Here is a 23,585-nt window from a genome sequence, read left to right on the forward strand (position 1 = left end):
GAGAAAATAAAAACAAAGTACCAAGTAAATATCCAAATGGGAATTAGAAATCCAAATATCAAGTCTATAATGATAATTACCCTTGCCTGGCTGTTGTCCATAGCACTTATCATTATTGCAGTTGTAAAAATCAAAATACTATTTCACTAAATAAATACTATATGTTATTAACCATTTTGTTGTTTTTGGCCGGTCTAATAAGTTTCTGGCTATTTTATAAATCGATCCACTTTTTTGAAAACATTTAAGCTATGATGAACGCATTATTCATTTTATCCATTCTGGTTTTTTTCTATCTCGTTTACGTTTTGCTGAAACCAGAAAAATTCTAATTGTAAATCCACCCCTTACAACTCACAATTATGAATACAGAATTATTAGGAGTAATTATTACATATGTTCTAACGGTCTTACTCGCCATTCCGTTAGGAAAGTACATTGCAAAAACTATTAAAGGCGAGCGGACCATTCTGGGCTTTATGGCGCCGGTAGAAAGGTTTATATTCAAGATTTGCGGTATTGATCCAAATAAGGAGATGAACTGGAAGCAGCACCTGAAAGCCTTGCTTACTATCAACTTCATCTGGTTTATTTATGGGTTTATTATGCTCATTACACAAGGCTCATTGTTCTTAAATCCGGATGGCAATCCATCGCAAACACCCGACCTGGCGTTTAACACTGTTATCTCATTTATTGTAAACTGCAACCTGCAGCACTATTCCGGGGAATCTGGCTTGACTTATCTGACACAGCTATATGTGGTTATGTTTTTCCAATTTGTTTCGGCCGCAACAGGTATTGCAGCCTTATTTGTGTTGTTTAAGGCTTTGAGGGATAAGGTGACTGATCAACTGGGTAACTTCTGGGTATTCTTTGTACAATCAATCACCCGATTACTGTTGCCATTGAGTATTATTGTTGCTATTGTCCTGGCTTTTAATGGTACACCCACTTCTTTTGAAGGAAAGGATAGTATTGTAACACTGCAAGGCGATAGCGTGCAAGTAAGCCGTGGGCCTGCGGCCGGTATGATAGCTATTAAACAATTAGGTACGAATGGAGGAGGATGGTTTGGTGTCAACTCTGCGCATCCGCTGGAAAATCCCAATTATTTCACCAACGTAGTTGAGAATATTGCTATTCTGCTGATACCTATCGCACTTGTATTTGCGCTTGGTTATTATTTGAATCGAAGAAAACTGGCAAAGGTTATTTTCGGAGTAATGACGGTTGGATTCCTATTCATTCTATCTACTTCAGTATACTCAGAAATCAAGGGCAATCCTGCTCTTTCAAAAATGGGTGTTTTACAACCTACTGGTAGCATGGAAGGTAAAGAAGCTCGTTTCGGGCCGGCTGCATCCGCTCTTTGGGGTATAAGCACTACAGCCACTTCCAATGGTTCTGTAAATGCGATGCACGACAGCATGACGCCAATGTCCGGCGCTATGCAAATGCTGGATATGATGATCAATGCTTTTTATGGCGGTATCGGTGTAGGCATTTTGAACTATTTCGTTTTTCTCATTGTAGCTGTTTTTATTTCTGGTTTAATGGTGGGAAGGACACCAGAATTCCTGGGCAGAAAGATAGAAGCTAAGGAAATGAAGATTGCCTCTGTCATTGCATTATTACATCCACTGCTTATTTTGGCAGGAACAGCCTTGTCTTCCTATATCATAGTGCATCATCCAGAAGCAGACTGGGCAGTCAAACCTGCTAACTGGCTGAACAACCCAGGATACCATGGCTTCGGCGAAATGCTGTATGAATACACATCCTCAGCAGCAAATAACGGTAGCGGTTTTGAAGGCTTGGGTGATAACAATATTTTCTGGAACGTAACCACAGGTTTTGTGCTGATTTTGGGAAGATTCCTGCCCATTGTTGGGCCAATAGCCATAGCCGGTATTTTAGCACAAAAGAAATATATTCCGGAATCGGCAGGTACACTGAAATCTGATAGCTATACTTTCGGTCTGATGACGTTTGCTGTAATTGTCATCATTGCAGCCCTTGCTTTCTTCCCGGCCTTAACATTAGGGCCTTTAGCTGAACATTTTTCACTTAAATAATTCCGAACTCGTTATGTCAATACATAGAAGAAAAACGCACGGTTTATTTGAACCTGCGCTCGTGAATACGGCGCTTAAGCAATCTTTTGTCAAACTAAGTCCACGACTGATGGTGAAGAACCCCGTCATGTTCACTGTGGAGATCGGCACGCTTGTGATGATGCTGGTTGTAATTTACTCTATTGTTACCGGAGATACCAATGAAGGTCCATTATGGTACAACATCTCCATATTTATTGTGCTGTTCCTAACTGTTTTGTTTGCCAACTTTGCTGAGGCCATTGCGGAAGCAAGGGGCAAAGCACAGGCTGAAAGCTTGCGCAAAACAAGACAAGATACACCGGCAAAGAAGATATTTCCAGTTGGAGAAATGTATGTAAATGAGGTTAGGGTGGTACATTCATCAGAACTCCAGTTAGGAGACATGTTTGAATGCGAAGCCGGAGACATCATTCCTATGGATGGTGAAATAGTAAAAGGTATTGCTACTATTGATGAAAGCGCCATTACAGGAGAGTCCGCTCCAGTAATCCGCGAAGCTGGTGGAGATAAATCTTCAGTTACGGGTGGTACCAAAGTGTTGTCAGATAAGATCATTGTGAAGGTAACCACACAACCTGGTGAGACCTTCCTGGATAAGATGATTGCATTAGTAGAAGGTGCTAACCGTCAGAAAACACCTAATGAAATTGCATTGACCATTTTGCTGGCAGCTTTTACACTGGTGTTCATTATCGTATGTGTGACACTGAAGCCTTTTGCCGATTATGCAAATACGCCAATAACCATTGCCGCTTTCATATCTCTTTTTGTCTGTCTCATACCCACAACAATTGGGGGTTTATTATCAGCTATTGGTATAGCAGGCATGGACAGGGCGTTAAGAGCCAATGTGATTGCAAAATCAGGTAAAGCGGTGGAAACCGCAGGTGATGTGGATACGCTTCTGCTGGATAAAACAGGGACCATCACCATTGGTAACCGTAAAGCTACCCACTTTTATACTGCTAATGGAATCGGAGAGCAGGACTTTGTCGAACTGGCTGTATTAAGCTCTTTAGCCGATGAGACACCGGAGGGTAAATCCATCATTGAATTAGCCCAGGCAAAAGGCATTAACAAAAGCCGCGAAGAAGATATGCACTTCATCAACTTCACTGCTGAAACAAGAAGCAGTGGTGTGGATTTAAAAGACGGCAGAAAAATACGCAAAGGCGCTTTCGATGCTATCCGCAACATGGTGACAAAACATGGTGGTACTGTTCCTAAAGAAGTGGAAGAAAGAGTGAAAACCATTGCTGCTAATGGAGGAACACCTTTGGTAGTTGCTTTGAATAATGAAGCAAAGGGTGTGATTGAATTGCAAGATATTATCAAGCCAGGTATGCAGGAGCGGTTCCAGCGTTTGCGCAAGATGGGTGTGAAGACAGTAATGGTGACTGGCGACAATCCGCTGACAGCCAAATACATTGCTGAAAAAGCTGGTGTAGATGACTTTATTGCTGAGGCTAAGCCGGAAGATAAAATGAACTATATTAGAAAAGAACAGCAAACCGGTAAATTGGTAGCTATGATGGGAGACGGTACTAACGATGCTCCGGCATTAGCACAAGCTGATGTAGGCGTGGCCATGAACAGCGGAACACAGGCTGCCAAAGAAGCCAGTAATATGGTGGATATGGACAATGACCCTACCAAACTGATTGAAGTGGTAGAAATTGGTAAGCAGTTACTCATTACCCGTGGTACGCTGACTACATTTTCTATTGCTAACGATGTGGCCAAATATTTTGCCATTGTTCCGGCTTTGTTCGTAGCCTCTATCCCGGCACTGCAAGGCTTGAATATCATGAACCTAAAAAGCCCGGAAAGCGCTATTCTTTCAGCCGTTATTTTCAATGCCATCATCATTCCATCGCTGATTCCGCTGGCTTTGCGTGGCGTAGAGTATAAACCAATTGGCGCTTCAGCATTGCTACGCAGGAACCTGTTGATTTATGGATTTGGTGGAATCATCGTACCATTTATTGGTATTAAGTTGATTGATTTAATTATTGGATTTTTTATTTAAAAGTATTTACAAAATGAAAAAATATTTATGGCCTTCTCTTAAAATGACCCTTGTGATGCTGGTTTTGTGTTGCCTGCTTTATTCACTTGTGGTTGCCGGAATTGGCAAATTGACACCAGGCGGCGGTGACGGTGAAAAAATCACAGTAAATGGTAAAGTGGTGGGCTATGCCAACATTGGGCAAAAGTTCACTGAAGATAAATATTTCTGGGGCCGACCTTCTGCCGTTGATTACATTGCTTCCGGTTCTGCCGGCAGCAACAAAGGCCCCAGTAATCCTGACTATTTAAAAATTGTTCAGGATCGTATTGACACATTTTTAGTACACAATCGTGGCATCACCAAGGAGCAGATTCCAGCTGAAATGGTAACGGCTTCGGGTAGTGGATTGGATCCCAATATTTCTCCGGCTTCCGCATATATCCAGATAAAAAGGGTTGCAGCAACCCGTGACCTGGATGAAAGCAAGGTAAAATCATTAGTTGACCAGCGTATTGAAAAAAATCCTATTGGCCCGGATGTGATAAACGTTTTGAAACTAAATGTGGCTTTGGATCAGTTGAATCAAAAATAGGCTAACTTAACTAGTATTACCATTAAGCAAAACAAAATGAAGAAGTTGATGGCAGGCTTGGCTGTAACCTTGGCACTTTCTGCTACAGCACAAGACAGCACCGTACAAGCACAAGCTGAATCCAATCCTTTGAATTTTAGCGGTTTTATTGAAGGCTATTACTGCTACGATTTCAACAAACCTGAGGACAATACCCGGCCGGGCTTTCTGTACAGCCATAACAGGCATCATGAGTTTAATGTGAACCTTGCTTTTTTAAAAGGAAGCTATAATACGGATAGAGTACGGGCCAACCTGACATTAGCTGTTGGAACATATATGAATGCTAACTATGCTGCAGAACCGGGCGTATTGAAAAATATTTATGAAGCCAATGCCGGATACAAGTTAAATCGCAATCAAAACCTATGGTTTGATATCGGAATAATGCCATCGCACATTGGCTGGGAAAGTGCTCACGCTCCAAGTTGCTGGACATTAACCAGAAGTATCGCGGCTGAGAATTCACCTTACTATGAAAGTGGTGCAAAATTGACCTATAATACCAATGATGGTAAGTGGCTATTCAGCGCTTTGGCATTGAATGGCTGGCAGCGAATACAAAGAGTAGATAGCAATTCACTCATGAGTTGGGGCACACAAGTACAATTCAAACCTTCGGACAAGGTTTTGATCAATTACAGTACATTCTTTGGTACAGACAAACCAGATGCAGAAAGAAAATGGCGTTATTTCCATGACCTGTATGCTATACTCCAACTCACTGATAAAATAGGTGTGATTGCCGGGTTGGACTATGGTCAGGAGCAAAAGGTGAAAGATGGCGACGACAAATCAGACTGGTTCACACCCGTTGGAATTGTACGCTTCACGCCAAACGATCATTGGGCAATGGCCCTACGTGGTGAATATTATAGTGATGAAGATGGCGTAATTATCAGCACAGGTACTCCAAATGGTTTTAAAACTGCCGGATTCTCTGCCAATGTTGATTACTGGCCAATGAAAAACATTTCACTGCGGTTAGAAGGAAGAACATTGAACAGCAAGGATGAAATTTTTGTAAAAGAAGGAATATCCAGAGACAACAATACAGCTATTACATTTTCAACTGCTATTAATTTTTGATGGACGAAAAAAATCATACAGCAGAAGAATGGTTGCAGCGTGTAAAGCAATCAGAAAAAGGGAAATTGAAGATTTACATTGGCATGAGTGCCGGTGTAGGTAAAACATACCGCATGTTACAGGAAGCGCATGCTCTTTTACGCAACGGAGTCAATATCAAAGTAGGGTATGTAGAAACGCATGGCCGCAAAGAAACAGAAGCATTAATTGAAGGCTTACCTGTAATACCGAGAAGAGAAGTTTTTTACAAAGGCAAAAGACTTGAAGAACTGGATGTGCAGGCTATTCTATTGTTGCAACCGGAAGTAGTCATTATTGATGAGCTGGCTCATAGTAACATACCCGGTAGTAAAAATGAAAAGCGCTGGCAGGATGTGCTGGATGTGCTTGAAGCTGGCATCAATGTTATTACTGCTGTGAACATTCAACATATAGAAAGCATAAATGAAGATGTGAAGGCTATTACTGGTGTTGAAGTAATGGAACGGGTGCCTGACAAATTGCTGCAAATGGCCGATGAAGTAGTGAATATTGACTTAACTGCAGATGAACTGATCACTCGTTTAAAAGAAGGAAAGATATATGACCATGGCAAAGTACAGCAGGCATTGACTAACTTCTTCCAACCACAGAAGATTCTGCAGCTACGAGAGCTCGCTTTAAAGGAAGTAGCAGGACAGGTTGAGCGTAAAGTAGATTACGAGATTACAGCCAGGCAAACTCCCTTTCGGCATGAGCATTTCCTGGCCTGTATTTCTTCCAATCATGAAATTGCACAAAAAATTATACGCAAAACAGCGCGTTTGGCTTCTTATTATAATAGTCAGTGGTACGTACTGTATGTACAGACACCAAAAGAAACTCCTGATAAAATTGCCTTAGCTGCTCAACGGCATTTAATCAATAACTTTAAAAATGCCATAGATTTGGGTGCTGAGGTGATTCAAGTAAAGGCAACCAACGTTGCCGAAGCTATTATGGAGACTGTTCAGGCAAAAGGTATCACTACCGTTTGTCTGGGAAAGCCACACCTAAGCCTTTTTCAGATCATATGGAAAACAGGTGTGTTCAGCCAGTTATTAAAGACGCTTTCAAAAAATGATGTTGATCTTGTAATCTTATCTTAATGGCTGCGAGTGTAAAAAATAAAATCCGATTCGGCACGCTTTTCCTTTTCTTCCTTCTGTTGCTTTCTGGCGGTGTAGGCATCTTTTATTTAGTGAAATTTAAAAACGATGCCAAGGATATTTTAAAAGATAACTATGAATCACTGGATTATTGCCATACGATGCTAAATGCATTGGATAGTATAGCTTTAAATCCGCCAATTTATTTAGCCAAATTCGAAAAGGTTTTGCATGATCAAGAAGCAAACCTTACAGAACCTGGTGAAGAAAAAGCTACAACTATATTACGAGTTCAATTCGATAAACTCAAGGCAGGTGATACTTCTTTTGGGGTAAGACCAATCATAGCTCAACAATTGCAACATATCCTAGCGGTTAATATGGTGGCTATCTATCAAAAGAACCAAAAAGCAGAAGCTGCAGCAAATAAAGCATTAGCGTATATTTCATTGATCGGTGCCGTTGTTTTTTTAATTGCCTTTACTTTCACAATCAATTTTCCTTTTATAGTTACCGAACCAATAAGACAACTAACTGAAGCCATAAAACAAGTTGGGAGTAAAAATTATAAACACCGGATACATATTGACAGTAAGGATGAATTTGGCCAACTGGCAGATGCTTATAATGAAATGGCAGAACGATTAGAATATTTTGAAAGTAGTAACCTTAATAGATTAATGTTTGAAAAAAGCAGAGCTGAATCTGTGATTAACAGTTTGAAAGATGCCAGTATTGGTATTGACAAAAATAACAACATACTATTCGCCAATTTCCAGGCTCTGCAATTATTGGGTGTTGAAGCAAGAGATGTTGTAGGAAAATCTGTTGACGAAATCACTAATAAAAATGACTTATTCCGCTATTTGATTGATAATAATAATTCCATGCCCTTTAAGATCGTTGTAGAGAATAAGGAAAATTACTTTGTAAAAGAGGTAATTGATGTGCCGTTACAAGATTCAAAAAGTACGGTTATTGTTTTGAAAAATATTACTTCCTACAAAGAACTGGATGTGGCCAAAACAAATTTCATTGCCACCATATCACATGAATTAAAAACTCCATTGGCTTCATCTGATTTCAGCTTAAAATTGTTGGAAGATGAACGAATTGGGCATCTTACTCACGAGCAAAAAGAATTGATACAGCATTTAAAACAAGACAACCATCGCATGCTGCGTATTCTAAGCGAGTTGTTAAACATGTCGCAGGTAGAAGCGGGGAAGATGCAGTTGGATATAAAAGAGGTGCATCCTCATTCAATTGTCGATAATGCCATCAATGCAGTCAACACCGCTGCAAAAGAAAAGAGAATTATCATTCAGAAAAATATACCGGAGCAAATGCCCGCCATTGCAATTGATGCAGAAAAGACAATTTGGGTATTAAATAATTTTTTGACCAATGCCATTAAATACAGTCCGGAGAACAGCAACATAAACATATCAGTAAAAAAGGCAGATCACAAAATTGTTTTTACTGTAACTGATCAGGGTCCAGGTATTCCGGAAGAGTACCTCCCAAAAGTATTTGACCGCTATTTTAAAGTCCCCGGTTCAAAAGCAAAGGGCACAGGTTTAGGTTTGGCCATCAGTAAAGAATTTATTGAAGCACAAGGCGGAAATATCTGGGCCGAAAGCGAATTGGGAAGGGGATCTTCTTTTAATTTTAGTTTAAATGCCTTATAAGGTTGCTGTAGTTGACCTTCACGTGGATGGATTCCTGATAAAAGGTATCGCCAGGATGGCATCATTTTTTTCGATGTATTTCAATTTTTAAGCTGGACAAATCCTATTGCCGGCTTATCTTTGCTTAAGATTGATCCTTTCATGTGCAGTTCAGATTTAAGTTGTCAATTTCCGATCCCAAACTCTGACAATAAGACTGCATAGTAACTTAAATTGAAACGATTTGACACTTCACTCCATATTTAAAGAGTCTGTCAATTTACATGGCCAACTTTTTGAAGATAATTTAGAATTATTTATTAAATGCAGTTCAATAGATGATGGAAAAAGTTCAAATCGACCCAGATGTAATGATACCAGAAATCCCAAATGTGTATGGAGGAAATGCGCAGGGGGAGGATCTTGTAAAGCAAGGAGATGGGCATAGCCATCATAGGATTCTGGGACCGAAGACTGAGTTTATTTTTAGTTTGATTTGTGGCTTACTGTTATTAACAGGTTTTTTTCTTTCTCTTCATAAGGGAGCCGCTCCTGCGATTCCCATTTACTTTTATATAGGGGCATATCTCTTTGGTGGCTTTTATACAACCAGGGAGGCTGTCGAGTCTATTAAAAAAGGCGAATTTGAAATTGACTTTTTGATGCTTGTAGCAGCGATCGGAGCAGGCATATTAGGGCAATGGAGTGATGGAGCCCTGTTACTTTTTCTATTTAGCATGGGTCATTCGCTTGAACATTTTGCCATGGAGAAGGCCCGCAAATCGATTGCCGCTTTGGCTGACCTGGCGCCCAAGACAGCTTTACTAAAGATTGATGGAGATGTGAAGGAGGTTGGAATTGAAGAGCTTTCTCCCGGCGATATTATTGTTGTGAGGCCCCATACCAAAATATCCGCTGATGGTATTGTTGTTGGGGGTAACAGTTGTGTGAACCAGGCGCCCATCACAGGTGAAAGTATTCCTGTTGATAAAAGAGCGGTGATTGATCCCAATTTTGATATTTCCAAAGCCAAGGAAATCGATGCTGAGCACCAGGTGTTCGCTGGTTCTATCAATGGCAATGAATCTTTAGAGGTGAAAGTAAGTAAGCCAGCAAGTGATTCCACTATTTCACGCCTGGTCAGGATGGTTCATGAAGCCCAATCACAAAAGTCGCCCACCCAACATTTCTCCGATCAATTTGAAAAGTACTTTGTTCCTTTTGTATTAATCCTGGTAGTGCTTCTTTGTTTTGCCTTTTTGGTGATCGATGAGCCGTTCAGCAAAAGCTTTTACCGGGCCATGACGGTACTTATAGCTGCCAGTCCATGTGCATTGGCTATATCAACGCCCAGTGCCGTATTAAGTGGTGTAGCAAGGGCTGCGAGGGCTGGTGTATTGATCAAAGGAGGTAAGCCTCTTGAAGATGTGGGAACTCTTAAAGCGATCGCTTTTGATAAAACAGGAACCCTTACTGAGGGTAAACCAAAGCTAACACACATCATTCCATCACAGCATACTACAGAAAAGGAGTTATTAATCATAACGGTTGCAGTGGAAGCATTGAGTGATCATCCCCTGGCGAAAGCTATTGTTCGTGATGGATTGGGTAAGCTTGGAGCACAAAATATACCACAGGCACAAAATCTTGAAGCAATCATAGGGAAAGGAATAAAGGCGTCATTAGATAATGATGTCGTATATATAGGCAACCTCAGATTATTTGACTCTTTGGATGCTTTCAAGCCTTCTGATGAGCTTATTAAAGAAGTTAAAAAACTTGAGGATGCGGGTAATACGACAATGATTGTTCGAAAAAATGAAGAATATGCTGGTATTATCGCTGTTATGGATATTCCAAGAAAAGAGGCGAAAGAAACCCTAAGGCAGTTAAAAGAAGTTGGCATCCACAGGATGGTCATGCTGACCGGAGATAATCAAAAAGTTGCAGATGCCGTAGCCAAACAAATAGGTATTACTGATGTCTGGGGCAGTTTATTACCGGAACAAAAGGTTGAAGCTATCAAAAAGCTTAAACAAAAGGAGAAGAAAGTTGCTATGGTAGGTGATGGTGTAAACGATGCACCTGCAATGGCGCTCAGCACAGCAGGGATTACTATGGGGGCTGCCGGAAGTGATGTGGCTTTGGAAACTGCGGATATCGCTCTTATGGGTGATCAATTGAACCTTTTGCCTTTTGCCATTGGTTTAAGCCGGCAAGCAAAAAGGATCATCAAGCAAAATGTATTTATCAGCTTAGGTATGATTGCAATCTTAATTCCATTAACGATTACAGGAATGGCAAGTATTGGCCCCGCAGTTATTGCACATGAAGGTTCTACGATTGTAGTTGTTTTAAATGCTTTAAGATTATTGGCTTATAAGAAGTAAAAAATTATAAACTGAGTAGATTCTGAAGGATCGTAGAAAGGTTGAAAGATGGAGAGCATTTCATTTTTAAATGAAATCCATTTGATCATTTCCATGCTCTCCAATTATGATTTTGATTAAGCATTGATCCAGCTGAACTTGTAGGAAGTTGGCTGGGGTGTCATTCTTTCTGTCAGTTTATGCAACCTTGCGGGTAAGGCCATTATATAATCTCTTGCCTTTTCACCTGCTTCATTCAGGCCGCAAATTTTTTCAATGTGCCATTCTTTAATCAAGGAATGCAATATATGGATATAGTCTTTTCCTGTATACACGCCAATTCGTTGAGCTACTTCAGAAAAATGGCGGAAGGCGTCACCTCTAGGCGTTCCCTTTTCGCGCAGGAAGTGGGCTGGCATTACAATTTTTTTTCGCATCATGTCTTCAAAGGCAATCATCATTTCGCTTGGATCTACTTCAAATATCTTTGACACAAATGATTTATAGGCACTGGCATGCCTGGCTTCATCGGAAGCTACATTACCACAAATTTTCGCCAGCAGGTCGTCTCCTTCTTTTTTAGCAAACTTCGCCACTCGTCTATGTGATAAGTTGGTTGCTAATTCCTGGAAGGAAGTATAAACAAAATTCCTGTAAGGGTCTTTGGTTGTACCGATGTCGAAGCCATCTGCCAACAGGTATTGGGTAGAAATTTCCATTGCCCGCATATTGATGCGGCCTGAAAGGTATAAGTACTTGTTTAAAATGTCTCCATGCCGGTTTTCTTCTGCTGTCCAGGCTCTTACCCATTGATTCCATCCTCCTTCTCTTTCTTCATTTATAGGGTGCAATGAAGAGAGCCAGGACTCATATGTAGGTAGCGCTTCCTCTGTAATTGTATCGCCGATCAGGACTACAAGTAAATCATAAGTGAGGTTGCTTGCTTTTTTCTGAAGTTCTTTTATCTGATCATAAAATTCTTCATGTTCAGACTTTGGTAACAAGTCTGCAGGTTGCCAAATGTCATCGATTGGTTTTAAGTAAGCAGGAATTGCATCTAAAACTCCTTTGTCCAGGTGTTTCATTACTTCTGCCCGGGATACCTTTTCTGCCATTGAGTAAATTTTTAATGCATATTAAATAATATTTATCAAATGATGTACCGTTCTATTCTCAGCGGTATGAATTACAATGAGTTGAGCATCAGGGAGGCTGAGGGCAAAGCCTAATATTGATGATTTATTATTAATAATTTATATATTGTTTCGTTTTGGTTAAAACAACTATGGTTTGTAAGTTGTTGAGGTAAAATTAACTATAATCTACATACGCTGAATTACATTAATAACTAATTTGGTAGTCTTCTCCTAGCCGTTAAAAATCAGCGAGTTGAACACGGTCCTATTAAATTGTGTCTATGAAAACTAGTATTGTAATTCTCCTCTTTACTTTACTATTTTGTACAAGTTGCGTTAAATCAATTGCAGGTGAAGAAGAAACTATTGATGATGAGTTCTTGCACAACAGGGAACTCCAATGCAAAATGGGCATCAAGATGAAACTCACTCTAGCCATTGTAATAACCGTAAATGTTTGATGTATTATAGTATTGGTACCAAAGATAAATTTGGATATCTGATCAAAAGTAACATTCCGGAACTGGATGAAAACTGTTTGGCTGATCTTAGGGCAAATGGTGGAAAATAAGTGGAATGACAAATGAATCTAATGACGAATGGGGGAGTGATTATTGTTTTTGGGATTTGGTGGGATGTGGGAAACTGGTTTTAAAGCCATAGACTCTACTTTGATTTATGAGTAGTGCCTATGGCATATTATTTTAGTAAGATTGTAAATATTAGATTCTATAACAAATAGCGTTTATGTTCATGCCTGCGCCTACGGAAGCAAACAGGACCACGTTACCCTGATCTACACTGTGATCATCATCTTTACCTTTTAATACAATGTCATATAGCGTTGGGATTGTGGCTACTGAGCTATTCCCCAGGTAATGTATGCACATTGGCATGATGTCGTTTGGAGCTTCGTTGTAGCCATAGAGGCGGTACATGGACTGAACGATTGCTTCATCCATTTTTTCATTTGCCTGGTGGATGAATATTTTTTTGAGGTCTCTGATATCAACGCCACTATTATCAAGGCATTCTTTCATGGCTTCCGGCACGTGTTTCAGGGCATACTCATATACTTTTCTGCCTTTCATTTTAATGAACCTTGTATTGGCGTCGACTTCTGGATTATTAGATGGGTGCATGCTGAGGTAATATGTTTCATCTATGCAGTGACTGAGTGCGCAGCTTGACAAAATACCACTTCCATTTTCTTCTACATCTTTGTATTCTATAACAGTTGCACCAGCTCCATCGCTGAAGATCATACTATCCCTATCGAATACGTCAATCACTCTTGATAAGGTTTCCGCACCGATGATCAATGCTTTTTTTGCCATGCCAGCTTTGAAAAAAGCATCAGCCTGGATAACTCCCTGCACCCAACCGGGGCAACCAAATAAAACATCAAAAGCAACACACCTTGGATTGCTGATCTTTAAGTTGTGTTTGACACGGTTTGCTAAAGAAGGAACTACGTCTGTTTGAATTGAATTCTTTAAGACGTTACCAAAATTATGGGCAACAATGATCAGATCGAGGGTTTCCATGTCGATCCCGCTGTCTTTAATTGCGTCCCTGGCTGCAAGTGTAGCTATATCAGACGTGTTGAGATCGTCTGTGACATAGCGTCTTTCCTCGATACCAGTAATTTTTTTGAACTTATCGATAATGATATTCGACTTGATACCTATTAGCGTGTTATCTTCAGCATAAAAGTTTTGAGCAATAAAGTCTTCATTAGTTTTAGTGTGAGAAGGAATATAGCACCCTGTTCCAGTTATTACAGACCTGAGCATGTTTTTTATAAGATTTTTTGGAGCGCTCAAGATATTTATTTCTTTCTAATTATTTCTTGATTTCCCTCGTCGTACTGTTATTTCCCAGGTCTATAGCATTATTTAACTTGAAATTGTTTATTTCCGTTATACTTAATTATGCCTAATCTTTTGCTTGTTTTCAATTATATTATATTCAATATCTGTGATTTCCAATTTGTACCAGGTAAAGTCTCCTTCTGCAAGTTGCCAGGTAGCTTCTGATTTTACGGGCATTCTAATGCCATTCATGACGGCGAATCCTGTTGAGTTCACTACCCATTTTTCCAGAGTAGCACCTGGGCCGCTTCCTTTAAACCTGTCTGCTTTGCAACTGACCATATCGCCAAGTTTATTAAAGTAAAATGTTACGCTTCCTTTAGTGCCATGGTAAGTCATTATAGCGGTAGCTGTACTATCATCTATGGGTTGCCATATGATGTATGGGCTCAATGCCGCAGAGGGAAACCAACATATTTCTGCCAGGTAGCGTTGCAGTGTTCCCTGGTCTATTTTTTCATCTTCGTCATTTACTATGTTTACCAATGAAAACGCTTTGATCAACATTTGCCCTTTACCATCAACAAACTTATCGCGTCCAGAAACAGAAACTAGAGGCATCATCTGCATTTTCACATGCCAAATGAATGCAGGTTTGTCTGTAGTAAAATATTGTTCTGAGGTAGCTTCTATCCAGTTCTTCTTGTCTGGAGCCATACGCATCCATCCTTTTTGCTTCAGGTGCACAGAGTGGATCATTTCCCTGCCCATAATTCCTGAATTCCTGAGCCATCGTTGCACAGGTGTCGGCAAATTTTTGATCATATCTTCTGTAACAATATTTTTTTTAAAATGATCAATTTGCCGTAGTGCCCGGTCTTCCTGTTGCATGACCTGTCTGATCTCCTGTTGCACTTTTTTGTTGAAGTCCCATTTTGCCCATGAAACCAAAGCAACCAGGAAAATTATGATATTCGCTACAGTTCCAGCTTTAGCATCATGCCAGTAGATAACCACCAGTATTTGAGATAAAAGCAATGCCATTGCGGCCAATATCCACCAACTGCCTTTATCTAAAAGAAAAACAAAGGCAGAAGTAATAAATAAGAAACAACTTAACAGCCAAAGAAGACCTGCGGGTTTTGAAATATTGCCAGTTATTCCAGAGGTTTCATTATACTTGAAAGCCTTCGTAAATCCCATTAAGTGTATCAAACCGTGAAGAATCATGAGAGCTGCAAAAATGTAGCGTATCATAGCGGTGATTTTAAATGGTCAAAATTGTGATTTCACGGAGATGATCTGAAAAGGATGGATGGAATGACGACTGATTTGAATGACAAATTGAGGAGCAGTAATCGTCATTCGAATCAGTCGTCATTCGTTTATAATTGTGTTTTATAGTTTTTTACCAATTCTTCTATGCCTTCGATGGAATAGGCGTCTTTGAGGAGGAAGTTGCCGATGCGCGTACGACATAATTTGCTTAAGTGACCGCCTACTCGAAGCATTTTGCCAAAGTCGTTAGCCAGGCTACGTATGTAAGTACCTGTAGAGCAAACCACGCGAAAATGTACAACCGGCATTGCGATTTCTGTAATTTCAAATTCGGAAATTGTGACTGGCCGAGGTTCCAGTTTTACTTCTTTTCCTGCACGGGCCATTTCATATACCCTTTTGCCTTCTTTCTTTATTGCTGAATGAATAGGTGGAATTTGTAATATGTCACCTGTAAAAGATTGGGCAGCTTGCTGCAGTTGTTGTGCCGTGATGTGCTCATAGGGTTGAAAGTTTTCCGGTTCACTTTCCAGGTCATATGTCGGCGTTGAGGAGCCAAGGGTTATGCTGCCCGTGTATTCTTTTTCCTGCGCCATGTATTCATTTATCTTCTTGGTATATTTTCCGGTACACACAATGAGCATTCCTGTTGCCAGGGGATCGAGTGTGCCAGCATGGCCAACTTTTTTTGTTTTGGTAAGATAGCGCACTTTGCGAACCACATCGAAAGATGTCCATTCAAGTGGCTTATCGATTAACAACATTTGTCCTGTATCGAAAATTGTTTCAGCTTTCATCGGTGCAAAAGTAAACCACGAATTTTAAGGATGAAGCAGGAATGGCAGGAATTCTAGCGAGGTGGTTATTTTTATATATTTAAAATCTGAAATGGTATTAATATGCTCGTCAGATCGATTGCCTGTTTTTTAATTCGAGGTATTTGTTTAGTGCATTGATTGTCAATTTTTGGGGGGCAGTGAGAATGGAGATGATACCGTGTTTCTGGAGTTCTTTTGCGATCAATCTTTTTTCATGGTTGTATTTTTCACCAATTGTTTTTATATAGATGTCTTCAATTGTAGCAGTATTGCCTTCTGTCAGTAGTTTCAATTCGGTATTTTCAAAGAAAATCAACATCAGTAAATGATAATGTGCAATCCTTTTCAAAGACGGAAGGTCCCGTTCCAAACTTTCGATTGATTCATAGTTCGTAAAAAGGACCAGGAGGCTGCGTTGCGTAATGCGGTTGCGAATAATGGAAAATAGCTTTTCAAGGTCCGGTTCCATAAATTCAGTTTCCTGTTGGTAAAGCAATTCCAGCAGCTGATTCATCTGTCCAGGTTTTTTATCTGCGGGCAGGAAAGTATCAATTTGTTCAGCAAATGTGATCAATCCTGCTTTATCCTGTTTAAAAATGGCAGTATTAGAAAGAACCAGTGTAGCATTTATGGCATAATCCAAAAGCGTCATCCCATCGAAAGGCATCTTCATGGCGCGTCCCTTGTTCACCAGACAATAGATCTGCTGGCTTCGCTCGTCAGTGTAGCTGTTGACCATAAAATCGCCTCGACGGGCCGTAGCTTTCCAATTGAGCGTGCGGTAATCATCACCTCTTACATATTCTTTAATTTGTTCAAACTCCATACTATGACCCAATTTGCGTAATTTTTGCACACCAGCCTCCTGCAAACGATTAGCGGCGGCAAGCAGTTGGTACCGGCGCATTTGTAAATAGGAGGGATACACTTTTACGTTTTCCTCCTGTTTGAAAGAAAACCGGCGGATACTCAGGTTTAAGGGAGTAGACACATATAAATTGATGTTTCCAAAGTTAAAGACGCCTCTTTGTACAGGTTTTATTGAATAATCTATTGTAACGGCTGTTAAAGCCTCCATATCAAATTTACGTTTCCAGTTCCTTTCCTGTAACTGGAAAGGCAGTTCATCTATGAGCTGACTATGAATTTTAAAATGGTAATCGTTTACGACTTCTATAGATATTTTATTATCATCACCATTGCTGAGGCGTTCAGGAGTCACTCTTTTTGCGGTAATAGCGTTCTTATGGCTGTACAATAGAAAAATATCAATCAATATCGCAACCGATATTAGTGCAAGGATTGCTATTGCCAGTTCGAACAAGAAAACAATAAAATAACTAAGTACAAACAATACCGATACCATTAAGAGAGTGTAGTACACTCTGCGATGGAGATAAAAAGAAGAAGTATCATAAAACCGTATGACTGATCTGTACGTCATTAGCCGAAGATTTTCAGGAATATTTTATGGCTTTGATTTTAAGGATTCTACCCAATTATATTATCTCGGAACGTCCATTGACTGAATAATTTGTTTGATTACGGCATCTTCGGATATGCCTTCCATTTCTTTATCAGGTGATAATATGATGCGGTGTCGTAAAACCGGTGGTACCACATCGAGGATATCTTCCGGCGTAACAAAGTCGCGGCCTTTGATTGCGGCCATAGCTTTTGATGCATTCATTACAGCTAGAGAAGCCCTGGGAGAAGCTCCCAGGTAAATATCCTTGTGATTACGGGTATGGGTTACCAGTTTTGCTATAAACTCCAGCAAGCGTTCTTCAATAATCAAGGTTTTTACTTGCTTGCGTATTTCTGCAATCTGCTCAGCCTGCAACACAGGTTCTATTTGTGCCACTACATCAATATTGCCCATCTGGTGAAAACGGGTAAGTATTTCCAGTTCCTCAGCTTCTGTTGGATATGGAACTATGATTTTGAATAAGAAACGGTCCAGCTGCGCTTCAGGTAGACGGTAGGTACCTTCCTGTTCTATAGGATTTTGCGTTGCTACTACCATAAATGGAGGTTGCATGCGATAGGTCCTGCCATCAATAGTGGCTTGTCGCTCTTCCATTATTTCGAAAAGGGCTGATTGGGTTTTTGCCGGAGCCCTATTGATCTCATCAATTAATACTATGTTGCTGAATACCGGGCCACGTTTGAACTCAAATTGCGCTTCTTTGGGATTAAAAACCGGTGTACCCAGCACGTCGGAAGGCATGAGGTCGGGTGTGAATTGTATACGGGAGAAATGGACATTAAGGCAACGGGCCACCAATTTGGCTGTAAGCGTTTTAGCTACCCCTGGTACTCCTTCAATCAGTACATGCCCGTCGGCCAACAGAGCAGCAATGATCAGTTTTACCATTTCATCTTGTCCAACAATGATCTTTTTTATTTGTTGTCTTATAGAAAGTACAGCTTCACTCAATTGCGTCAGGTCGGTACGTTGTATAAATAGTTGCTCTTCCATTTTATGCGTTTTGATAAAAGTTTTCAAGTTGAAGGTAGAATTCAGATAATTGTTCGTCTGAAATAAACTTTGCGGTATCTGTAAACCGGATAAATCGGGTAATCTGTTTCAGGTCTTCCTTAGGATAGTCTGTTTTAGAATGAACAGTAGCTACAAAAGACTCATCCAGCACCTGCGTTGTTATTTTGTAGTGATTTCGCAAGTGGTCAAGGAAATATGCGGACATTTTCTTTGCGAGGTTCACATGGTCATTCTGATCATAATACAACCGTCCAATGGTTTTTATAAAGTCAAGCGAATCATTTATTGGAGGTGTTATTTCAGGAATCATCCGTTGCTTACGGCGCATTTCGAGTAATATAAAAAGCAATAACGCCCCAAGTGCTGTAAGCAGGCCCCATTTAAAAGCCGGGTATTGAAATAACACACGGTAGAGGCTTGGATCCTTTTCCTTTTTATTGCTTCTTTTTACCAGAAAATATTCATTCCATACAATCTTGTTAACTTGTGGCGGAATTACTGAAAGCACTTGCTCGTAGTAGTGAATATTGTCTTTATGCAACAGGAAATAATTGCTAAATGCAAGGGGGGCCAGATGTAAATAAAAGTGCCCCTTGCCCGTATTCATTTGTATAAAATTGACCTGTTTTTTTTCATTGCGGCCCATAATATTAGTACGCAATGTATCTATTTCAATAAAGGAGGCTTCATACTTTCTTCCAGGGTATTGATAGGCAAGATGGTTGATAAAGGGTGGGTTTTCCAGATTAAGTTGCAGGCTATCCAATCCTTCACCAAAGTATTCATCAAATACCAGGTCTTTTGTACGCGTGTGGAAATACCGGTTGGCCTCATACGAAAATGTATTGGCAATGATGAAAACATAATTGCCATTTTGTGCAAAGTCTTTTAGTGGCTCCAATTCCCATACTTCAGCATTGAAATCTTTTGTTACAATAATAACTGCCTGGTTGCCAGTTTTATAATCTAGGGAGTCCCAGTCGCCAGGGCGTTTTTTATCGTAACTGACACTGGCATTTGGAAATAATGCAGGTAGTAATTGGTATGCAACATTAGTTCCATAAGGGATTTTTTCATTATGCCTTAATGTAATCCGAGGATTAAATTTACGAGGTCTGTTTTTAGCTGAAATTAGCAGCAAGCTCATAAATGCTATCACCGACACCGCAACTATAAAAAAGAGGCTGTATTTTTTCATATGCGGTTATTGAAGGATGTGAAATCTTTAAGAATGGTTTGAAAAGCTTCTGCTGAGATATCGAATTTACCATACCAGGTATAATCAAAATCTCTTGTAAGGCGAAAAAAATCCTTGTAGAAAGCAGTTCCCTGTAATTGCCATAAATAATCACTATTTGTTTTTTCAGCTTTGTATTGAATAATATCTTTATCTGCCATCAATTTTAATGTTTGTAAATATAGGAGGCGGATGGCAAGGCGATAATTGTTTGTATTTAGCGCATTTTTGATATCTGTATCATAATTGATAGAATATATATCATTAGTCTCCACTTCTTTACTCGCATTGCTAATACTGATAGCGGATTTTCGGAACAGGCGGACATTACTCACCTCTAGGTACCAGATCAATACAGCAACAAATGTCCCTATAATAAAAATCCATAACATTGTTTTGAACCAGGGCTGACGATAGAATGATATACCTTCTGATGGTTGTTCTTTAGCTTCTGTCTTTTTCATTTTTACAGGTGCTGTATTTGCATACCAAAAGTCCGGATTATTTTTCAGCGTATTGACAAGGCTGTCCGGCACACTGCGCAGGTGTATATAAGGTGCTACGGATATATTATCAAAGTAGAAAGTAGTGTCATCACTTGCTGTTACAACCGAAGGCACATCTATCAAGGTGTCAAGTAGTGTAATTGTATCATCCTTTTCCTGTGCGTGAATGTTCGGTGCTGCAATCGTAAGCATTGCCATGTAGCAAAACCGGAATATTATGATTATATGTTTAGAACTCTTATTCATGTATTTTAGGGAAACGGTTTTGCCGGGTATTTACCAGCTTACGGTATAATTTAACAGGATAGATTATAAAGTACCAAATGATAAAAGATGCAGATGCTGCTAATAATAAAAGGCTAAGCGCAAGTGGCATGTTATAATAGCGAGTGATAAATCCTTCAAAAAAAGCTGCGACGATAAAGATTGGCATTAATCCTACAACTATTTTAACTCCATCTTTGAGTCCAATGCGCAGAGAGTCCCAGCGTTTGATAGTGCCTGGGAACAAAAAGCTTTTACCAAGGACAATGCCCGCGCTACTGGCAATTATGATGGCAGTTAATTCCAGAATGCCATGAATTAAAATTGTAATAGTCGCTTTAGTGCCAAGGCTCTTAGCATAAAACATGAACTCAAAAGCCCCAAGTCGCATAGCTTCCTTGATGAGCGATGAAATGGTAGGGATACCAAAAAAAATGCCTTTTGCAAAATACATAAAAGACACAACGATATTGTTGATCATCAGTCCCAGCCACATTAAAAAGGAATTACCCATCATATAGACTCCGAAAGGGTTGCCTTCTTCAATATTACGTTCGGTCATGTCCACATAAGCATCGCTGAGTACTTCTCGTACAAAGGTTGGGTCTTTGTAGGAAGAGAAGAAGCCTACAATAAAGAAGATGATGAAGAGTACAAATGCCAAAAGTATGATGAGGTGATGTTTTTGGATTGTTAAGGGGACATCATACTTCCAAAATTTGATCAACCGGTTGGATTCTTCCTTTCGGTTTTGATAAATGTTCAGGTAAATGCGGGCTGCCAGTCCATTGATATATGGTGTCACTTTCCCGTTGGGGTAAAAGGTTTTGGCATAGGCCAAATCATCGACAAGCCGGGTAAAGTCTTTTGCCACCTCATCGGCATCTTTAGAGGCCCCATTTTGAATGCGTTCCCAGCGATCTTTGTTTTTCTTTATGAATAATCCTTCACGCACTTAGAAAGTTTGTATTAAATAGTTAGTTATTTGGGGTTTGAAGCTAATGAAAAAATGGATAAGCTGTGTCTGATTGGTAAATCAATCTTCAGTCATTTTGTCATTGAAAATCGCTGGTAGAGATTTTGTGCAGAGATTCCAAATATTCTTTATGGAAAACAGTTATTCTGAAATAACCGATGCCTATTTATTGGATGAATATTCCAAAACAGTTGTGGGGGTGGCTGAACGCACAGCGGAGAGTGTAGGTCATATTGAAGTACTGAAGCAGGTATTCAATAACCGAACTGGTAAAAACCATTTGCAGCCAGCATCCGGCTCAGGTTTTTTGATTTCTTCAGACGGATATATGATCACCAACAATCATGTTATTGAAAAAGCTGAAAGCATTTTGGTGACATTTCCGGATGGAAGAAAAATTTCTGCCGAAATAATTGGTGCTGACCCCTCTACAGATATTGCTGTATTAAAAATATATGCTGAAGGTTTGAAGGCTTTACAATTTAGTGATTCCAAGCAAATAAGGGTTGGCCAGATAGCAATTGCCTTAGGCAATCCTATGGGCTTGCAACATACCGTAACAACAGGAGTGGTGAGTGCACTCGGTCGATCATTACGTGCCAACAATGGCCGTTTGATTGATGATGTGATCCAGACTGACGCAGCTTTGAATCCGGGTAATAGTGGTGGCCCTTTGCTGGATTCTTCAGGCCGGGTGATTGGCGTAAATACGGCTGTAATTGCAGGTGCCCAGGGGCTGTGTTTTGCAGTTTCTTCAAATCTGGCAGCTACCGTTACAGGTCAGCTGATCTTGCATGGAAAAGTAAAGCGGGCGCAATTAGGTATAGCCGGACAGTTGGTCAACTTGTCAGCAAGGATGATCGCTGTTAATCATCTTAACAATGTAACTGGTGTTTATGTTTTTGAAATTGTTGCAGATTGCCCTGCTGATAACCAGGAATTACGTGTAGGAGATATTATTGTTGCTTTTGATGGCGTTAGTGTTTCCAGCGTTGATGATTTGCACCGTTTTTTGAATGAAGGAGCTATCGGCCGTAAAGTGGGGTTGAGCGTACTGCGTGGAGGTAGAGCACAGGAGATTACCGTTGTTCCAGGCGAGATATGCTAAGCAGCATTGATATTCTTATTAGGAATTGGGGACGTTGCGTAAATAACATGGTGTATTCAAATAAAATGATAACTTCAAATTATAAATCGTAATCTTTTAAGTTCAAACCTGCTCCATGTCGATTGTCCGCATCAGTACCAACTTTAATATTGATATTGATTTTGAGACGCCGCCTTTTCATCAAAGACTGTTTGCTTGGGCGATTGATTTATTCCTGCTTGTTTTTTACATTATCGTGGCCAGCAAGTTTATTAATTGGCTGGAACAACGGGTAGGCTATAGTAAGGATAGTTTATATAATCTATGGGCAGTGGGATTGTTGCTCATTTTGCCTTTCTTTTTATATCACATTGTTTGTGAGGTGACCATGAATGGTCAGAGTATTGGCAAAAAGTTGATGGGTATCAGGGTTGTAAGTGAAAATGGGGGTAGGCCAAGCATCAGCCAGTATATAATACGGTGGCTGATACGCACCTCTGACTATACAGTGCTTATTATTATCATTTATGCACCTTATATAGCCGTTTACGGTCCAATGTTCTTTTGGGCCCTGGGTGGATCTGTTCTTTTGTTGTTTGTTGATATTGTTTTGGTTAATTCCAGAAAGCAACAACGGCTGGGTGATATCCTTGCGCATACTTTACTGATCAGGACAAAGCAAAATATGACCATCAATGATACTATTTTCCAGGCTATAGCCAGTGATTATATCCCTTATTTCCCACAGGTGATGCAATTGAGTGATCGAGATATTAATACCTTGAAATCAATACTTACCAGGGCTCAGAAAAGTAATGATCTATTGTTAGCAGCTAATACAAGTGAAAAAATTAAAAAACACCTGCATATTGAAACTTCAATGTCTCCGTTCGATTTCCTAGATGCATTGCTGAAAGATTATAATTATTTATCAGGAATATAAAGGTTT

General features: G+C 39.9%; 19 protein-coding genes. 10 read left to right on the forward strand and 9 right to left on the reverse strand.

The features are described from left to right. Positions 1 to 254: 254 nt before the first annotated feature. The 8 genes from OCK74_RS07365 (at position 255) to OCK74_RS07400 (ending at position 11,038) form a co-directional block, all read left to right on the forward strand. On the forward strand, positions 255 to 332 hold the full coding sequence (locus OCK74_RS07365) for a potassium-transporting ATPase subunit F (protein ID WP_279296435.1): 78 nt from the start codon (positions 255 to 257) through the stop codon (positions 330 to 332). 30 nt (positions 333 to 362) lie between these two features. Beyond that, the gene (kdpA, locus tag OCK74_RS07370; protein WP_279296374.1) at positions 363 to 2,078 is read left to right on the forward strand and encodes a potassium-transporting ATPase subunit KdpA; all 1,716 of its coding nucleotides are present in this window, start codon (positions 363 to 365) and stop codon (positions 2,076 to 2,078) included. A 13-nt stretch (positions 2,079 to 2,091) separates the two neighbouring features. Beyond that, complete coding sequence (kdpB, locus tag OCK74_RS07375; protein ID WP_279296375.1) at positions 2,092 to 4,149, forward strand: potassium-transporting ATPase subunit KdpB; 2,058 nt, start codon at positions 2,092 to 2,094, stop codon at positions 4,147 to 4,149. Between the two features lie 13 nt (positions 4,150 to 4,162). Continuing rightward, a complete protein-coding gene (locus OCK74_RS07380) occupies positions 4,163 to 4,723 on the forward strand; it encodes a K(+)-transporting ATPase subunit C (protein ID WP_279296376.1) in 561 nt (186 codons plus the stop codon). A 36-nt stretch (positions 4,724 to 4,759) separates the two neighbouring features. Then, a complete protein-coding gene (locus tag OCK74_RS07385; RefSeq protein WP_279296377.1) occupies positions 4,760 to 5,851 on the forward strand; it encodes a porin in 1,092 nt (363 codons plus the stop codon). Beyond that, on the forward strand, positions 5,851 to 6,978 hold the full coding sequence (locus OCK74_RS07390; protein WP_279296378.1) for a sensor protein KdpD: 1,128 nt from the start codon (positions 5,851 to 5,853) through the stop codon (positions 6,976 to 6,978). The genes OCK74_RS07385 and OCK74_RS07390 overlap by 1 nt, the downstream gene beginning before the upstream one ends. Next, positions 6,978 to 8,669, forward strand: coding sequence for a HAMP domain-containing sensor histidine kinase (locus OCK74_RS07395; RefSeq protein WP_279296379.1), 1,692 nt, complete (start codon positions 6,978 to 6,980; stop codon positions 8,667 to 8,669). Before OCK74_RS07390 ends, OCK74_RS07395 begins: the two co-directional genes overlap by 1 nt. A gap of 317 nt (positions 8,670 to 8,986) precedes the next feature. Beyond that, positions 8,987 to 11,038: a heavy metal translocating P-type ATPase gene (locus tag OCK74_RS07400; protein ID WP_279296380.1), complete on the forward strand. Its 2,052-nt coding sequence runs from the start codon at positions 8,987 to 8,989 to the stop codon at positions 11,036 to 11,038. A 116-nt stretch (positions 11,039 to 11,154) separates the two neighbouring features. Here the strand turns inward: OCK74_RS07400 and OCK74_RS07405 are convergent, their stop codons facing one another. The 9 genes from OCK74_RS07405 to OCK74_RS07445 all read right to left on the reverse strand — a co-directional run bounded on the left by OCK74_RS07405 (position 11,155) and on the right by OCK74_RS07445 (position 21,528). Continuing rightward, on the reverse strand, positions 11,155 to 12,132 hold the full coding sequence (locus OCK74_RS07405) for an acyl-ACP desaturase (RefSeq protein WP_279296381.1): 978 nt from the start codon (positions 12,130 to 12,132) through the stop codon (positions 11,155 to 11,157). Between the two features lie 743 nt (positions 12,133 to 12,875). Continuing rightward, positions 12,876 to 13,949 carry a 3-oxoacyl-ACP synthase III family protein gene (locus OCK74_RS07410; protein WP_279296382.1) on the reverse strand — a complete coding sequence of 358 codons (1,074 nt, stop codon included), beginning with the start codon at positions 13,947 to 13,949 and terminating at the stop codon, positions 12,876 to 12,878. Positions 13,950 to 14,081: 132 nt separating this feature from the next. Then, a complete protein-coding gene (locus tag OCK74_RS07415) occupies positions 14,082 to 15,224 on the reverse strand; it encodes a DUF6544 family protein (RefSeq protein ID WP_279296383.1) in 1,143 nt (380 codons plus the stop codon). A 128-nt stretch (positions 15,225 to 15,352) separates the two neighbouring features. Beyond that, entirely contained in the window at positions 15,353 to 16,042 is a 690-nt protein-coding gene (gene truB / locus OCK74_RS07420; RefSeq protein ID WP_279296384.1) for a tRNA pseudouridine(55) synthase TruB, read from the reverse strand. Between the two features lie 109 nt (positions 16,043 to 16,151). Then, entirely contained in the window at positions 16,152 to 17,507 is a 1,356-nt protein-coding gene (locus OCK74_RS07425) for a DUF58 domain-containing protein (RefSeq protein WP_279296385.1), read from the reverse strand. A 60-nt stretch (positions 17,508 to 17,567) separates the two neighbouring features. Next, positions 17,568 to 18,545 carry an AAA family ATPase gene (locus tag OCK74_RS07430; protein WP_279296386.1) on the reverse strand — a complete coding sequence of 326 codons (978 nt, stop codon included), beginning with the start codon at positions 18,543 to 18,545 and terminating at the stop codon, positions 17,568 to 17,570. A gap of 1 nt (position 18,546) precedes the next feature. Further along, entirely contained in the window at positions 18,547 to 19,764 is a 1,218-nt protein-coding gene (locus tag OCK74_RS07435; protein ID WP_279296387.1) for a DUF4350 domain-containing protein, read from the reverse strand. Next, a complete protein-coding gene (locus OCK74_RS07440) occupies positions 19,761 to 20,507 on the reverse strand; it encodes a DUF4129 domain-containing protein (protein WP_279296388.1) in 747 nt (248 codons plus the stop codon). Before OCK74_RS07440 ends, OCK74_RS07435 begins: the two co-directional genes overlap by 4 nt. Before the next feature lie 40 nt (positions 20,508 to 20,547). Further along, entirely contained in the window at positions 20,548 to 21,528 is a 981-nt protein-coding gene (locus OCK74_RS07445; protein WP_279296389.1) for a stage II sporulation protein M, read from the reverse strand. Positions 21,529 to 21,679: 151 nt separating this feature from the next. Here OCK74_RS07445 and OCK74_RS07450 point away from each other — a divergent pair, with 151 nt between their 5' ends. Both OCK74_RS07450 and OCK74_RS07455 read left to right on the forward strand, forming a co-directional pair. Beyond that, positions 21,680 to 22,657 carry a S1C family serine protease gene (locus tag OCK74_RS07450; protein WP_279296390.1) on the forward strand — a complete coding sequence of 326 codons (978 nt, stop codon included), beginning with the start codon at positions 21,680 to 21,682 and terminating at the stop codon, positions 22,655 to 22,657. A gap of 115 nt (positions 22,658 to 22,772) precedes the next feature. After that, positions 22,773 to 23,579, forward strand: coding sequence for an RDD family protein (locus OCK74_RS07455; RefSeq protein ID WP_279296391.1), 807 nt, complete (start codon positions 22,773 to 22,775; stop codon positions 23,577 to 23,579). Positions 23,580 to 23,585: the final 6 nt, after the last annotated feature.

Origin of the sequence: Paraflavisolibacter caeni (genome assembly GCF_025628885.1) — a bacterium.
GTDB lineage: Bacteria > Bacteroidota > Bacteroidia > Chitinophagales > Chitinophagaceae > Flavisolibacter > Flavisolibacter caeni.

Excerpts from the sequence above, each read along its gene's own strand:
- truB (WP_279296384.1), bottom strand. The coding sequence starts at position 16,042 with ATGAAAGCTGAAACAATTTTCGATACAGGACAAATGTTGTTAATCGAT.
- OCK74_RS07450 (WP_279296390.1), top strand. The coding sequence starts at position 21,680 with ATGGAAAACAGTTATTCTGAAATAACCGATGCCTATTTATTGGATGAA.
- OCK74_RS07400 (WP_279296380.1), top strand. The coding sequence starts at position 8,987 with ATGATGGAAAAAGTTCAAATCGACCCAGATGTAATGATACCAGAAATC.
- OCK74_RS07410 (WP_279296382.1), bottom strand. The coding sequence starts at position 13,949 with ATGCTCAGGTCTGTAATAACTGGAACAGGGTGCTATATTCCTTCTCAC.
- OCK74_RS07415 (WP_279296383.1), bottom strand. The coding sequence starts at position 15,224 with ATGATACGCTACATTTTTGCAGCTCTCATGATTCTTCACGGTTTGATA.
- OCK74_RS07365 (WP_279296435.1), top strand. The coding sequence starts at position 255 with ATGAACGCATTATTCATTTTATCCATTCTGGTTTTTTTCTATCTCGTT.
- OCK74_RS07430 (WP_279296386.1), bottom strand. The coding sequence starts at position 18,545 with ATGGAAGAGCAACTATTTATACAACGTACCGACCTGACGCAATTGAGT.
- OCK74_RS07440 (WP_279296388.1), bottom strand. The coding sequence starts at position 20,507 with ATGGCAATGCTTACGATTGCAGCACCGAACATTCACGCACAGGAAAAG.
- OCK74_RS07385 (WP_279296377.1), top strand. The coding sequence starts at position 4,760 with ATGAAGAAGTTGATGGCAGGCTTGGCTGTAACCTTGGCACTTTCTGCT.
- OCK74_RS07455 (WP_279296391.1), top strand. The coding sequence starts at position 22,773 with ATGTCGATTGTCCGCATCAGTACCAACTTTAATATTGATATTGATTTT.
- OCK74_RS07435 (WP_279296387.1), bottom strand. The coding sequence starts at position 19,764 with ATGAAAAAATACAGCCTCTTTTTTATAGTTGCGGTGTCGGTGATAGCA.
- OCK74_RS07425 (WP_279296385.1), bottom strand. The coding sequence starts at position 17,507 with ATGACGTACAGATCAGTCATACGGTTTTATGATACTTCTTCTTTTTAT.
- OCK74_RS07405 (WP_279296381.1), bottom strand. The coding sequence starts at position 12,132 with ATGGCAGAAAAGGTATCCCGGGCAGAAGTAATGAAACACCTGGACAAA.
- kdpA (WP_279296374.1), top strand. The coding sequence starts at position 363 with ATGAATACAGAATTATTAGGAGTAATTATTACATATGTTCTAACGGTC.
- kdpB (WP_279296375.1), top strand. The coding sequence starts at position 2,092 with ATGTCAATACATAGAAGAAAAACGCACGGTTTATTTGAACCTGCGCTC.
- OCK74_RS07390 (WP_279296378.1), top strand. The coding sequence starts at position 5,851 with ATGGACGAAAAAAATCATACAGCAGAAGAATGGTTGCAGCGTGTAAAG.
- OCK74_RS07395 (WP_279296379.1), top strand. The coding sequence starts at position 6,978 with ATGGCTGCGAGTGTAAAAAATAAAATCCGATTCGGCACGCTTTTCCTT.
- OCK74_RS07380 (WP_279296376.1), top strand. The coding sequence starts at position 4,163 with ATGAAAAAATATTTATGGCCTTCTCTTAAAATGACCCTTGTGATGCTG.